The sequence below is a fragment of the Kitasatospora sp. NPDC001660 genome (genome assembly GCF_053596725.1).
The window spans coordinates 1-13,583 of the sequence record NZ_JBSFGU010000051.1; the positions used below are offsets into that span (position 1 = coordinate 1).

General features: G+C 70.8%; 11 protein-coding genes and 1 riboswitch. Of the genes, 7 read left to right on the forward strand and 4 right to left on the reverse strand.

The features are described from left to right. Positions 1-121: 121 nt before the first annotated feature. Complete coding sequence (gene gcvH, locus ACWCXH_RS33415) at positions 122-496, reverse strand: glycine cleavage system protein GcvH (protein ID WP_449805261.1); 375 nt, start codon at positions 494-496, stop codon at positions 122-124. A 98-nt stretch (positions 497-594) separates the two neighbouring features. After that, a complete protein-coding gene (gene gcvT, locus ACWCXH_RS33420; RefSeq protein ID WP_449805262.1) occupies positions 595-1,716 on the reverse strand; it encodes a glycine cleavage system aminomethyltransferase GcvT in 1,122 nt (373 codons plus the stop codon). A 230-nt stretch (positions 1,717-1,946) separates the two neighbouring features. Then, positions 1,947-2,052: riboswitch (glycine riboswitch) on the reverse strand. A gap of 198 nt (positions 2,053-2,250) precedes the next feature. On the opposite strand from gcvT, the gene ACWCXH_RS33425 reads away from it, so the two are divergent. From ACWCXH_RS33425 to ACWCXH_RS33455, 7 genes are all read left to right on the forward strand, one after another. Then, complete coding sequence (locus ACWCXH_RS33425) at positions 2,251-3,057, forward strand: enhanced serine sensitivity protein SseB C-terminal domain-containing protein (protein WP_449805263.1); 807 nt, start codon at positions 2,251-2,253, stop codon at positions 3,055-3,057. 116 nt (positions 3,058-3,173) lie between these two features. Beyond that, entirely contained in the window at positions 3,174-4,103 is a 930-nt protein-coding gene (locus ACWCXH_RS33430) for an enhanced serine sensitivity protein SseB C-terminal domain-containing protein (protein WP_449805264.1), read from the forward strand. Between the two features lie 455 nt (positions 4,104-4,558). After that, a complete protein-coding gene (locus tag ACWCXH_RS33435) occupies positions 4,559-5,548 on the forward strand; it encodes an ABC transporter permease (RefSeq protein ID WP_449805265.1) in 990 nt (329 codons plus the stop codon). A gap of 54 nt (positions 5,549-5,602) precedes the next feature. Further along, the gene (locus tag ACWCXH_RS33440) at positions 5,603-7,372 is read left to right on the forward strand and encodes an ABC transporter substrate-binding protein (RefSeq protein WP_449805266.1); all 1,770 of its coding nucleotides are present in this window, start codon (positions 5,603-5,605) and stop codon (positions 7,370-7,372) included. A gap of 99 nt (positions 7,373-7,471) precedes the next feature. Further along, positions 7,472-8,482 (forward strand): ABC transporter permease, encoded by a 1,011-nt coding sequence (locus ACWCXH_RS33445; protein ID WP_449805267.1) that lies wholly within the window; start codon positions 7,472-7,474, stop codon positions 8,480-8,482. Next, positions 8,479-9,549, forward strand: a complete 1,071-nt coding sequence (locus tag ACWCXH_RS33450; protein ID WP_449805268.1) for an ABC transporter ATP-binding protein — start codon at positions 8,479-8,481, stop codon at positions 9,547-9,549. Before ACWCXH_RS33445 ends, ACWCXH_RS33450 begins: the two co-directional genes overlap by 4 nt. A 34-nt stretch (positions 9,550-9,583) precedes the next feature. After that, positions 9,584-10,657, forward strand: a complete 1,074-nt coding sequence (locus tag ACWCXH_RS33455; RefSeq protein ID WP_449805269.1) for an ABC transporter ATP-binding protein — start codon at positions 9,584-9,586, stop codon at positions 10,655-10,657. An 80-nt stretch (positions 10,658-10,737) separates the two neighbouring features. Here ACWCXH_RS33455 and ACWCXH_RS33460 read toward each other — a convergent pair whose 3' ends face one another. Both ACWCXH_RS33460 and ACWCXH_RS33465 read right to left on the reverse strand, forming a co-directional pair. After that, on the reverse strand, positions 10,738-12,126 hold the full coding sequence (locus tag ACWCXH_RS33460) for an acyltransferase family protein (RefSeq protein ID WP_449805270.1): 1,389 nt from the start codon (positions 12,124-12,126) through the stop codon (positions 10,738-10,740). Positions 12,127-12,232: 106 nt separating this feature from the next. Continuing rightward, entirely contained in the window at positions 12,233-13,540 is a 1,308-nt protein-coding gene (locus ACWCXH_RS33465; RefSeq protein ID WP_449805271.1) for an acyltransferase family protein, read from the reverse strand. Between the last annotated feature and the right edge of the window lie 43 nt (positions 13,541-13,583).

Here is a 13,583-nt window from a genome sequence, read left to right on the forward strand (position 1 = left end):
ACCTCATCACACCCCCCCCCACCCAACCCTCATATATTTTTTTGTGTCGGGGGCCCCGGCGGGGGCGGGGGGGGGGGGGGGGGCCCCCCCCCCGCCGCCCCCCCACCCCGGCGCGTTCGGCTCAGCCGCCGATGAGGGCGGTGTACTCGTCGGCGCTGAGCAGCTCGTCGGTGGACTCCACCCGGACCTTGAACAGCCAGCCGCCCTCGAAGGGGGCGCTGTTGACGAGGGCGTTGTCGTCCAGGACGTCCTGGTTGACCTCGACGACCTCGCCGGTCACCGGGGAGTACAGGTCGCTCACCGACTTGGTGGACTCCAGCTCGCCGCAGGTCTCGCCGGCGGTCACGGTGTCGCCGACCTCGGGCAGCTGCACGTAGACGATGTCACCGAGCGCGTCGGCGGCGTGGGCGGTGATGCCGACCGTCGAGACACCGTCCTCGGCGGCGGTCAGCCACTCGTGCTCCTTGGTGTACTGCAGGTGCTGGGGGTTGCTCATGGCGTCATTCTCCAGGATGGGAAGCGGGTACGGCGAAGCGGGCCGCCGCGCGGACGGCTTCGTCGTGGATCTGTGGTGACAGGGGCCCGGGAAGATCCTCAGCGGGCGCGCTTGTAGAACGGCAGGGCGACGACCTCGACCGGCTCGTGCTTGCCGCGCACGTCCACCGCGACGGCGGTGCCGGGGGCGGCGTGGGCCGCGTCGACGTAGGCGATCGCGATCGGCTTGCCCAGCGTCGGGGACGGCGCGCCCGAGGTGATCCGGCCGATCGGCGCGCCGTCGGCGGAGACCACGGTGTACTCGGCGCGCGGCACGCGCTTGCCCTCGGAGACCAGTCCGACCAGGACGCGCGGCGGGTTCGCGGCGGCCTCGGCCGCGGCCTTCTCCAGCGCCTTGCGGCCGATGAAGGTGCCGTCGTTGGTGGTCTTGTCGAAGCGGACCACCCGGCCGAGGCCGGCGTCGAACGGGGTCAGGTCGGTGGAGAGCTCGTGCCCGTACAGCGGCATGCCCGCCTCCAGGCGCAGGGTGTCGCGGCAGGACAGGCCGCACGGCACCAGGCCATGGCCCTCGCCGGCGGCGGTCAGCGCCTGCCAGATCGCCTCGGCGGCGGCCGGGGCGCAGAAGATCTCGAAGCCGTCCTCGCCGGTGTAGCCGGTGCGGGCGAGCTGCACGTCGTGGCCGGCCACCCGGGCGGGGAGGATCGCGTAGTACTTCAGGCCGGGCAGGTCGGCGTCGGTGGTCTTCGCGAGGATCGCGGTGGACTCCGGGCCCTGGACGGCGATCAGCGCGTAGGTGTCGCGGTCGTCGGTGACGACGGCGTCGAAGCCCTTGGCGCGGGCGATCAGCTCGTCCAGCACCAGCTGGGCGTTGGAGGCGTTGGCGACGACCAGGAAGGCGTCCTCGCGCAGGCGGTAGACGATCAGGTCGTCCAGGATGCCGCCGTCCTCGGCGCAGATCATGGTGTAGCGGGCGCGCAGGACGTCCAGCGCGGAGACGAAGCCGACCAGCGCGTGGTCCAGCATCTCGCCGGCCTGCGGGCCGGTGACGGTGATCTCGCCCATGTGGGAGAGGTCGAACAGACCGGCCTTGGTGCGGACGGCGAGGTGCTCCTCGCGCTCGCTGCCGTAGCGCAGCGGCATGTCCCAGCCGGCGAAGTCGGTCATGGTCGCGCCGAGGGCGCGGTGCAGCGCGTCGAGCGCGGTGAGGCGGAGGGACGACATGGCCTGGAACTCCTCGGTCTGGGCACTCAGGGGTGCACGCGCCGGACCGGACCCGCTCGGGGGCCGACCCTGCGCGCGGGCATGCGGCGGCGTGGGTCTCCCCATCTGTCGTCGAACCTGAGAGCTTCACCGCGCAGTGGCCCGTCGCTGTTTCCAGCTTTCCGGACAGAATGGCGGCTTGCACCGTGGGTGGGCGCACGACCGGGCCGTGCGCCGCTTTCCAGATGTGCCTAACCCGTGCGGTAGGGGGGCCTGAGAGATTCCGGGGAGGACTTGCTCCTTCGGCGCCGGCCGTGCCGCCAGACGGGGCACTCCGGACTCTCCCGCGCGGGTTCGAGCGGCCGGTATGGAGTTGTGGGGCCGACTGCGCACGACGCCGCCGGACGCGCACATCATGGCACGTCCGCGGCGTCGACGGGAGGGGGGACCCGGTCACACGGCACAAGGACGAACACGGGGCCGGACGCGGCCCTAGACTGCTGCGCGTCGGCTCAGCAACGGGCGGCCGACCGGCAGAGGGCGGTACAGCGGCGCATGGGGTACCCGGTGGAGCAGCAGCAGGGGTGGGGCGGCCCGGACACGCCGCCGCCGGGCGGGGCCTGGCCGGCCAACGAGCTGGAGCAGGTGCTCACCGCCGCGCTGGGGGATCCGGGCGCGACGCCCCGGGTGATCGAGGTGCTGGCGCGCAGCCAGGTGTGGATCCCGCTGCCCGCCGGGGGCGACCCGCAGGGGCAGTCGCTGGACCTGCCGACCATCGAACTGGCCGGCGAACCGTACGTGCCGGTGTTCTCCTCGCAGGAGGTGTTCCTCCAGCAGGCGCCGGGGATGGCCTTCGCGATCGCGCCGGCCTGGGAGTTCGCCCGCGGACTGCCGCTGGGTGTCGGCATCGCCGTCAACCCCGAGGCCGCGGTGGGCATCCCGGTGCCGCCGCAGGGCGTGGCCGAGCTGCGCCGCGGGCCGCGCGAGGCCGTCCACTGGGGCCAGGCTGAGGACCCTGCCGCCCCGACCGGGGGCCGGGTCGCGCTGCGCGAGCCGGTGCCGGGCGAGGACCCGGAGCACTTCCTGGCCGCCTGCCGGAACGAACTCTCCGCCCTGCCCGGAGTGTTGACCGCGCGGCGGGCGCTCGCGAGCATCGAGGGCGAGCCCACCGTGATGTTCGTCGGCGTGCAGCTGGACCCGGCCGCCCCGGCCGATCCGGCGGCGGTGAACGAGGCACTGGGCCGCGCGCTGGGAACCGCGCCGCTGCCCGGCGGCGTCCACCTCGTGCTGCTCGACCTCGCGGACGATCCGGTGGTCGAGTGGCTGCTCACCCGGGTGCTGCCGTTCTACGCGCGGGTGTGACGGGGTTCGTTCGTAGGCACGTCGCCGTGGCGTCGACCGGTGCCGCGCCATAGGGTGCGTGCAGACGGCCGACGGGCCGACGGCAGGTGAGGAAAGAGGCGCGGCGAGGTGGGCGCATGAGTGCGGGAGCGGTAGCCGGCGGTGCACCGGGGCCCTGGGGCCAGGCACCGGCCGGGCGCCCCGGCGCGGATCCGGGGGCGCTGGAGCGCGCGCTGCGCGAGGTCGCGCCGGAGCGCTACGAGGCGTACGAGCGGCTGCTCCACGCGCTGGCCGAGGGCCAGGTCTGGATGCTGCTCTGGCACGGCAGCCCGGGCGGCCCGGACGCCCAGTACGGGAACATGGAGATCAGCGGCCACGGCTACGCGCCGGCCGTCACCTCGCCCGAGCAGCTGGCCGCCTCCGGCTGGGCGCGCGCCCACGAGGTCATCTCCGGGCGGGAGATCGCCGCGTCGCTCTACCGCACCCGCTGGGGCCTGTGGCTGAACCCGCACGCCCCGGGCGGCGGGGTGGGCGTGCCGTGGGCGGACCTGCGGCGGATCGCGGCGGGCCTGGACCGGCTGCCGGCCGGGCCGCTGAAGCTCAGCGAGCCGCAGCTGAACGCCCAGCAGTTCTTCGCGTTGCTGGAGCGCCAGGCGGGTGAGGTGCGGGCCGTCCGGGCGCTGCGCCGGGCCTGGGTGCAGCCGGCCGTGGGCGAACCGTACCTGGCCATCGGCCTGGACCTGTACGACAGTTCGCCGCCGTCGGTGGAGGCGGTGCGGGCGCTGATGCAGCGGGCGATCGCGGTGGCCCCGGAGGGGCTGGCGGTGTCCACGGTGGCGCTGGCGGACGAGTACGACCCGGTGGCGCTGTGGATGCGGGCCAACGCGCGGCCGTTCTACGACCGCGAGGCGGCCGGGCTCGGCCGGCCGACCGGCGCCTACCCGCCGGTGCCGCCGCCGGGCTACCAGCCCCAGCCGTACCACCCGCAGCCGACCGGGCCGGGCTGGCACGGGCAGCCGCAGCCGCAGCCGCCCCAGCGGCCGTGGCCCGGATACCCCGGGCGCTGAGCCGCAAAACCTGCCAAAACCCAATTCACGAAGCCGATTTGACGTTGCGTCAGATCGGCTTCGGTGCTTTCCGGGCGACTTTCCGGTCGGTGGTGTCATGAATCTTGACACGGTTGTCGCGCCCGTGTGAAGAGGGATATGCCGAAGATCGTGGAGGTGCATGCGCACAGATCACAGTTGGGCATCTGTCGCCTGGCAGGTCTGGCGCAAGCCAGTTCGGATGGCAGAGAGTTCTGCGCAACGCACCGCGCGTACTTGGAACCCCACAAAGGTGAACGCGCACGCCGACCGCTCGATCCACGCGACGCCCATCCCGCGTGGTGGCAGTGCCTGTGCACGTCGCGCTGCCGCGAACACCTTGCTCCTAGCACCTCCGCACGTCCGCATAGCCGTACCGCCGAAGCCGGCGACCGGCACCCGTGGGCCGGCCACCGTCGGCGAGGGGACCAACTGACATGACCGCATCCGTCACCACCGCCGGGAACGAACCGGAGGCACCCGCCCCCGCGAGCCCGGCCAAGAAGATCGAGGGCCGCTCGCTCGGCCAGATCGCCTGGACCCGTTTCAAACGGGACAAGTTGGCCGTCGTCGGCGGCATCGTCGTGATCCTGCTGATCCTGCTCGCCGTGCTGGCCAAGCCGATCGAAGGACTGTTCGGCCTCGATCCGGACGCCTTCAACCAGGACCTGCTGGACGCCGACCTCGGCGGCCTGCCGTTCGGGGACTGGGGCGGCATGAGCTGGGACCACCCGCTCGGCGTCGACCCCCTCACCGGCCGCGACCTGCTCGCCCGCGTCATCGAGGGCTCCTGGGTCTCCCTGCTGGTCGCCTTCGGCGCGACGCTGCTGTCCAACACCATCGGTACCGTGCTCGGCGTGATGGCCGGCTACTACGGCGGCTGGGTGGACACCGTGATCAGCCGCATCATGGACGTCTTCCTGGCGTTCCCGCTGCTGCTCTTCGCCATCGCGATCTCGACCTCGCTGCAGGGCGGCGCCTTCGGCCTGCACGGCCTCCCGCTGCACATCCTGGTGCTGATCTTCGTGATCGGGTTCTTCAACTGGCCCTACATGGGCCGGATCGTGCGTGGCCAGACGCTCTCGCTGCGCGAACGGGAGTTCGTCCACGCGGCCCGCAGCCTCGGAGCCCGCGGCCCGTTCATCCTGTTCAAGGAACTGCTGCCGAACCTGGTCGGTCCGATCCTGGTCTACTCGACCCTGCTGATCCCGACCAACATCCTCTTCGAGGCGGGCCTCAGCTTCCTCGGCGTCGGCATCCAGCCCCCGCAGGCCTCCTGGGGCGGCATGCTCAACGACGCGATCAAGTACTACCAGGTGGACCCCCAGTTCATGGTGGTCCCCGGTCTGGCGATCTTCCTCACCGTGCTCGCCTTCAACCTGCTCGGCGACGGGCTGCGTGACGCCCTCGATCCCAAGAGCAACTGACCCTGCGTCAGGAACCTTCACCGCCTCCACATCCTCAAGGGGTTGATCTCACCCATGCGTAGGTCCCGTACCGTCGCGCTGACCGCGGTGGCAGCTGCCGCAGTCCTCGTCGTGACCGGATGCACGTCCAGCAAGAGCGGCGGCTCCTCCTCCGCCAGCGGTTCCAGCGCCGCAGGCGGCGGTGGCGCCGACGCGGCAACCAAGGGGGTCGTCAACGCCTCGGACAAGAAGGGCGGGACGGTCACCTACGAGATGAAGGGCACCCCGGACTCCTTCGACCCGGGCAACACCTACTACGCCTACATCTACAACTTCTCGCGCCTGTACGGGCGTCCGCTGACCACCTTCGCCCCGGGCGCCGGCGCGCAGGGCAACAAGCTCGTCCCGGACCTCGCCGAGAGCATGGGCAAGCCCAGCGCGGACGGCCTGACCTGGACGTACAAGCTGCGCGCGGGCCTGAAGTACGACGACGGCACCCCGATCACCTCGAAGGACGTCAAGTACGCCGTCGAGCGCTCCAACTTCGCGCCGGACGTGAACTCCAACGGCCCGACCTACTTCCACGACCTGCTGGTCGACAACCCCACGCCGTACCAGGGCCCGTACAAGGACAAGACCGGCGGCCTGAACTCGATCGAGACGCCGGACGACCTGACCATCGTCTTCCACCTGAAGCAGCCGTTCGCGGACTTCGACTACCTGGTCAGCGCCCCGCAGACGGTCCCCGTCCCGCAGGCCAAGGACGATGGCGCCGGCTACGTGAAGCACGTGGTCTCCTCGGGCACCTACAAGTTCGAGTCTTACGAGGACGGCAAGCAGCTCACCCTGGTGCCGAACACCAACTGGGACCCGAGCACCGACCCGATCCGCAAGCAGCTCGCGGACAAGATCGTGGTCAAGATGGGCATGGAGCAGTCCACCATCGACAAGGACCTGATCGCGGGCAACGCCCAGGTGGACCTGGTCGGCAGCGGCGTCGACCCGCAGACCCAGGCGCAGATCCTGCAGAACCCGAAGCTCAAGGCCAACAGCGACAACGCCTACGGCGGCCGCCTGGTCTACACCGCGATCAACACCAAGGTCGCGCCGTTCGACAACATCGAGTGCCGCAAGGCCGTCCAGTACGCGATCGACAAGGTGTCGGTGCAGACCGTCGAGGGCGGCCCGATCCGCGGCCAGATCGCCAGCACCGTGCTCCCGCCGGACATCCCGGGCCACCAGGACTTCGACACCTGGGCGACCAACGGCAACAAGGGTGACGAGGGCAAGGCCAAGGACGCCCTCAAGGCCTGCGGCAAGCCGGACGGCTTCAGCACCGTGATCTCCGCCCGCACCGAGCGCGACACCGAGGTCCAGGCGGCGACCGCCATCCAGGCCGCGCTGAAGAAGATCGGCATCAACGTCGAGATCCAGAAGTACCCGCAGGGCAAGTACTTCTCGGACAACGCCGGCGCCCCGCAGTTCACGCAGGACCACGGCATCGGCCTCATGATGATGCAGTGGGGCGCCGACTGGCCGACCGGCTACGGCTTCCTGCAGCAGATCTCCGACGGCCGCGCCATCAAGGCCTCCGGCAACAGCAACCTGGCCCAGCTGAACGACCCCGAGATCAACAAGCTGCTCGACGACGCCATCGCCAGCAACGACCAGTCGGCCCGCGAGAAGATCTACGGCCAGATCGACAAGAAGATCATGGACCAGGCGGTCTACGTCCCGCTGACCGACTTCAAGGTCTTCCTGTACCACCCGGACAACGCCACCAACCTGGTCTCCACGTCGGCCTTCTCGGGTGAGTACGACTACCTGAACATCGGCACCAAGTAAAGAGCCTGGCTCCGCATCCCTGAAGGCAGGTGAAGGCAGCGGCGCCCGCCACCGTCCGGAAGATCCCGGACGGTGGCGGGCCGCCGGAGCCGCCCAACTGTGTTTGCCTACATCATCCGCAGGATCTTCGCGGCCGTCGTGCTGCTGCTGGTCGTCAGCGCGGTCACCTTCGCGATCTTCTTCCTGCTCCCGCGCATCGCCGGCGAGACCACCGACCAGCTGGCCGCCCAGTACGTCGGGAAGAACCCGTCGCCCGAAGCGATCGCGGCGGTCAAGCAGAACCTCGGGTTCGACCAGCCGCTGTACACCCAGTACTGGAACTTCCTGAAGGGCCTCGTCGGCGGCGCCGAGTACAAGTTCGGCCCGGACCCGGTCACCTGCCACGTTCCGTGCTTCGGCTACTCCTTCAAGAACCACCTGGAGGTCTGGCCCGAGCTCACCAAGCGCATCCCGATCACGCTCTCGCTGGCCATCGGCGCGGCCGTGCTCTGGCTGGTCTCCGGCGTCACCACCGGCGTCATCTCCGCCCTGCGGCCGCGCTCGATCTTCGACCGCATCGCCATGGGCATCTCCCTCGCCGGCGTCTCGCTGCCGGTCTTCTTCACCGGCGCGCTGCTGCTCACGCTCTTCAGCTACGAGTGGCCGATCCTGGACAACCTCCAGTACGTCGACTTCACCGACGACCCGATCATGTGGGCCCGCAACCTGATCCTCCCGTGGATCTCGCTGGCCTTCCTCTACTCGGCGCTCTACGCCCGGCTCACCCGCGCCGGGATGCTGGAGACGATGAGCGAGGACTACATCCGCACCGCCCGGGCCAAGGGCCTGGTCGAGAGCAAGGTCGTCACCCGGCACGGGCTGCGCGCCGCGCTCACCCCCGTCGTCACCATCTTCGGCATGGACCTCGGCCTGCTCCTCGGCGGTGCGCTCATCACCGAACAGGTCTTCTCGCTGCAGGGCGTCGGCGCCTTCGCCGTCCAGGCGATCGCCGACAACGACCTGCCGAAGATCCTCGGCGTCACCCTGCTCGCCGCCTTCTTCATCGTCGCCTGCAACCTCGTGGTCGACCTCCTGTACGCCCTCGTCGACCCCCGGGTGAGGCTCTCGTGACCGAGCTCCAGAAGACCACGGCGCCCGCCGCGCAGACCCCGGCCGGCGACCCGTTCCTCTCCGTCCGCGACCTGCGGATCCACTTCGACACCGACGACGGCCTGGTCCGCTCGGTGGACGGGGTCAGCTTCGACCTGCACAAGGGCCGCACCCTCGGCATCGTCGGCGAGTCCGGCTCCGGCAAGTCCGTCACCTCGCTCGGCATCATGGGCCTGCACCGCTCCAAGCGGGCCCGGATCAGCGGCGAGATCCGGCTGGGCGGCGAGGAGCTGATCGCCGCCGGCCCCGACCGGGTGCGCCAGCTGCGCGGCCGCGAGATGGCGATGATCTTCCAGGACCCGCTGACCGCGATGCACCCGTACTACTCGGTCGGCGCGCAGATCATCGAGGCCTACCGGGTGCACCACCCGCAGGCGAGCAAGCGCCAGGCCCGCGCCCGGGCCATCGAGATGCTCGACCGCGTGGGCATCCCGCAGCCCGACCGCCGCGTGGACGACTACCCGCACCAGTTCTCCGGCGGCATGCGCCAGCGCGCGATGATCGCCATGGCCCTGGTCAACGACCCCTCCCTGCTGATCGCCGACGAGCCCACCACGGCCCTGGACGTCACCGTCCAGGCACAGATCCTGGACCTCATCCGCGACCTCCAGGAGGAGTTCGGCTCGGCCGTCATCATCATCACCCACGACCTCGGGGTGGTCGCCGAGCTCGCCGACGACATCCTCGTTATGTACGGCGGCAAGTGCGTCGAGCGCGGCCCCGCCGAAACCCTCTTCGACTCGCCCGAACACCCCTACACCTGGGGCCTGCTGGGCTCCATGCCGCGCCTCGACCGGGAGCTCCAGGACCGGCTCGTCCCGGTCAAGGGCACCCCGCCCAGCCTGATCAACGTGCCGAGCGGCTGCGCCTTCCACCCGCGCTGCCCGTACGCCGAACTGACCGGCGGGCGCTCCACGAGCGAGGTCCCGGTGCTGGCCGAGGCCACGCCAGGGCACCACGCGGCCTGCCACCTCGCGGCCGCCGACCGGCACCGCATCTTCACCGAAGAGATCGCGCCCCGGCTGTGAGCCCGGCCTCGTACCACCTTTCTGGAGAGAACCGATGACGGACACTCAGGCGTCCCGGGCGGCGACGATCACCTCGCCCGCGCCCACCCGCGAGCCGCTGCTGAAGGTGACCGGCCTGACCCGGCACTTCCCGATCCGCAGCGGGCTGCTGCGGCGCCAGACCGGCGCGGTGCGGGCCGTCGACGGCATCGACTTCACCGTCAACGCCGGCGAGACGCTGGGCGTCGTCGGCGAGTCCGGCTGCGGCAAGTCGACCATGGGCCGGCTGGTCACCCGGCTCGACGAACCGACCGGCGGCACGATCGAGTTCGAGGGCACCGACATCACCCACCTGGGCGTCGGCGCGATGCGGCCGCTGCGCCGGGACATCCAGATGATCTTCCAGGACCCGTACTCCTCGCTGAACCCGCGGCACACCGTCGGCACCATCGTCGGGGCGCCGTTCAAGCTCCAGAACGCGGTGCCGCAGGGCGGGCTCAAGAAGGCCGTCCAGGAACTGCTGGAGCTGTGCGGGCTCAGCCCCGAGCACTACAACCGCTACCCGCACGAGTTCTCCGGGGGCCAGCGCCAGCGCATCGGCATCGCCCGGGCGCTCGCCCTGCGGCCGAAGATGATCGTCGCGGACGAGCCGGTCTCCGCCCTCGACGTCTCCATCCAGGCCCAGGTGGTCAACCTGCTGGACGACCTCCAGCGCGAGCTCGGCCTGACCTACCTGATCATCGCGCACGACCTCTCGGTGGTCCGCCACGTCTCGGACCGGGTCGCCGTGATGTACCTCGGCAAGGTCGTCGAGATCGCCGACCGGGACTCGCTCTACAGCAGCCCGATGCACCCCTACACCACCGCGCTGATGTCCGCGGTGCCGGTGCCCGACCCGCGCCGCCGCCAGCGCGCCGGCCGCGAGCGCATCCTGCTCAAGGGTGACGTCCCCTCGCCGATCAACCCGCCCAGCGGCTGCCGCTTCCGCACCCGCTGCTGGAAGGCGCAGGAGATCTGCGCCACGCAGGAGCCCCCGCTGGCCGCCATGCTGACCGGGCACCAGGTGGCGTGCCACTTCCCCGAGCAGGGGAGCCCCGAGCAGAGCGCTCCGGCGGACGCGACGCCGTAAGGCCCCTACGACAAAGGCCGCCCGCCCCGACTTCCCGGGGCGGGCGGCCTTTTCGGGTGGCCTTTCGGTCGGCCGGGACGTCAGTCCCGCGCGGACAGCACCGGCACCGGCGCCGTCTCGGCGTCCCCGGCCGGCCGGGTCCGGCCGACGACCACGGGCTGCGGCGCGACGGGCGCCGGGAAGCGGCGGTTGACGGCCTTCATGACCTTGCGGCCGAGGTTCTGGAACGGGATCTCGACCAGACGGTAGCTGGCGTAGCTCAGCACCAGCAGCGCCGCCGCGAACGCGGCGAACTGGATCCCCCGGTCCTTCCAGCTGACGATCGGCGCGTGGCCCTCCAGCAGCCAGTCCATGCTGTGGATCAGCGGGTTGTGCAACAGGTAGACCGAGTAGCTGATCGCGCCGAGCCAGCTGAGCCAGCGCGGGAAGCGGCGCTTGCGCAGCAGCATGCCGGCCGCGAACAGCACCCAGGCGGCCAGGTAGGCGAAGGAGAACGCCATCCAGGAGTCGCTCCACGTGCGCCCCAGCGCCGGGCCGCGGTTGTAGAGGTAGCCGACCGTGAAGCCGCAGACGGCGACGAACGCACAGCACAGGATCGCCGGGACGCGGTCGATCTGGCCGTGCTCCAGGCGGTACAGGACGGTGCCGGCGAACATCGTGGCGAAGATCATCATGCTCTCGAACGCGCTGGAGCGGCTGTTCAGCAGGACGAGCGTGAGGCCGAGGCCGCCGAGCAGCAGTCCGCCCCAGCGGACGAGGTCCGGGCGGGCGGTGGCGATGCACGCCATCGCCATGAGGACGACGATCAGGACCGCGGTGACCAGGTGCCGGGTCGCGGTGAGGTCGGTGGAGATGGTGCCCAGCGCCAGCCAGGAGCCGAGGACGAGGGCGAAGGCCGCGAAGCCGATCGCGATCGGTGCGCTCTTGCGGTGCCAGCCCATGACGAACAGGGCCGTCACGAGGTAGTAGAAGATCATCTCGTAGGTGAGCGTCCACATCACCCCGAGGGCGTTGGGCACGCCCATCATGTCCTGCAGCATCGTCCCGTTGGCGGCGAGCGACAGCAGCGGGTGGTCGAAGGCGAAGCCCTGCACCACGGAGTGGTTGCGCGGGAGGATCAGCACGCTCCCGACCACGGTGAGGATCACCACGGGGAAGATCCGGAAGAACCGCCCGGCCCAGAACCCGCGGACGTCACCGCGCCGTTCCAGCGAGGCCGGGATGATGTACCCGCTCACCAGGAAGAACAGCATCACGCCGAAGATGCCCGGGTCCAGGTAGTGCACCACCTTGGTGCCGTTCGGCACCCAGTAGAACGGCAGCGCGAGGTGGTACACCGCGACGGACAGGGCGGCTATGCCGCGCAGCGCGTCGAGCCAGCCGAGTCTCGACGAGGCGGGGGCGGCGGGGGCACCCTCGGCAACTCGGTTGCCCGTGCGTCGCAGGGATGCGCGTTCTATCGGATTCACAGGCGGAGGCTAGCGGAAGTCCGGGGGAGGAGGACCGTTCGGGGGAGGAGGGAACCGGTCCGGTGAGCGCTTCTTGTCCGGACCGTGACCGTTGCGCGGCCGGTGGTCAGCCGGTGCGGGACGCCGCGGGCTCCCGTTCGCGGCCTGCCACCGGGGCCGGGCCGGCGGGCGCGGGCGCCGGGAAGCGGCGGTCGACCGCCTTCACGACCCTGCGGCCGAGGTTCTGGAACGGGATCTCGACCAGGCGGTAGACGAGGTAGGAGAGCAGCACCAGCCCGGCCAGGAAAGCCACGGTCACGGCGGCCCGCCCCCTCCAGCCGAGCGGGCGGCCCGCCAGCTGCCAGCTGATGAAGAACATCAAGGGGTTGTGCAGCAGGTAGACCGAGAAGCTGATCGTTCCCAGCCCGCTCAGCCAGCGCGGGAACCGGCGCCGGCGCAGTGCCATGCCGCCCACGAACACGGCCCAGGCGGCCAGGTAGGCGAAGGAGAACGACATCCAGGACTCGGTCCACGTCCGCCACAGCGCCGTGCCGTGGTTGTAGAGGCGGCCGGACGCGAAGCCGCACACCACGACGAAGGCGCAGCACAGGACGGCCGGGAGCCGCTCGATCCCGCCGTGCTCCAGGCGGTACAGCACCGTCCCGGCGAACATGGTCGCGAAGATCATCATGGTCTCGAACCCGGCGGCCCGGCTGTTCAGCAGGATCAGGGCGAGGCCCAGGCCGCCGAGCAGCACGCCGCCCCAGCGGACCAGCTCCGGGCGCGCCGTCGCGATGCAGACCAGCGCCATGACGACGACGAGTGCGCAAGCGGCGACCAGGTGCCTGACCGAGGGGAGATCCACGGAGACGGTGCCCAGCGCCAGCCAGGAGCCGAGGACGAGGGCGAAGGCCGCGAAGCCGATCGCGACCGGCGCGCTGCGCCGGTGCCACCCCAGGACGAACAGGGCCGTCACGAAGTAGTAGAAGACCATCTCGTAGGTGAGCGACCACATCACGCCGAGCACGCTGGGCACGCCCGCCAGGTCCTGGAGCATCATCCCGTTGCCCGCGAGTGCCAGCACCGGGTGGGTGAACGCGAAGCCGTCCACGACCGTCAGCGAGCGGGGCAGGACCAGCAGGCTCGCCACCACCGTCAGGGCCACCGCCGGGTGGATCCGGAAGAACCGGCCGACCCAGAACGCCCGGACGTCGCCGCGCCGTTCCAGTGATGCGGGGACGATGTACCCGCTGACCAGGAAGAACAGCATCACGCCGAACAGGCCCAGGTCCAGGTAGTGCGGCTCCTTCGCGGCATGCGGGATCTGGTTGACCAGCCGGAAGTGGTGCATGGCGACGGAGAGTGCGGCGATGCCCCGCAGCGCGTCGAGCCAGCCGAGTCTCGACGGGGCGGGGGCGGCGGATTTGAGCTTCACAGGCGGAGGCTAGCCGAGCCGGACCGGGGCGACCGTACGAGAG

What these genes read in the sequence shown, in the direction of transcription:
- ACWCXH_RS33435 (WP_449805265.1), top strand. Translation starts at nt 4,559, where the DNA reads ATGACCGCATCCGTCACCACCGCCGGGAACGAACCGGAGGCACCCGCC.
- ACWCXH_RS33430 (WP_449805264.1), top strand. Translation starts at nt 3,174, where the DNA reads ATGAGTGCGGGAGCGGTAGCCGGCGGTGCACCGGGGCCCTGGGGCCAG.
- gcvH (WP_449805261.1), bottom strand. Translation starts at nt 496, where the DNA reads ATGAGCAACCCCCAGCACCTGCAGTACACCAAGGAGCACGAGTGGCTG.
- ACWCXH_RS33425 (WP_449805263.1), top strand. Translation starts at nt 2,251, where the DNA reads ATGGGGTACCCGGTGGAGCAGCAGCAGGGGTGGGGCGGCCCGGACACG.
- gcvT (WP_449805262.1), bottom strand. Translation starts at nt 1,716, where the DNA reads ATGTCGTCCCTCCGCCTCACCGCGCTCGACGCGCTGCACCGCGCCCTC.
- ACWCXH_RS33455 (WP_449805269.1), top strand. Translation starts at nt 9,584, where the DNA reads ATGACGGACACTCAGGCGTCCCGGGCGGCGACGATCACCTCGCCCGCG.
- ACWCXH_RS33440 (WP_449805266.1), top strand. Translation starts at nt 5,603, where the DNA reads ATGCGTAGGTCCCGTACCGTCGCGCTGACCGCGGTGGCAGCTGCCGCA.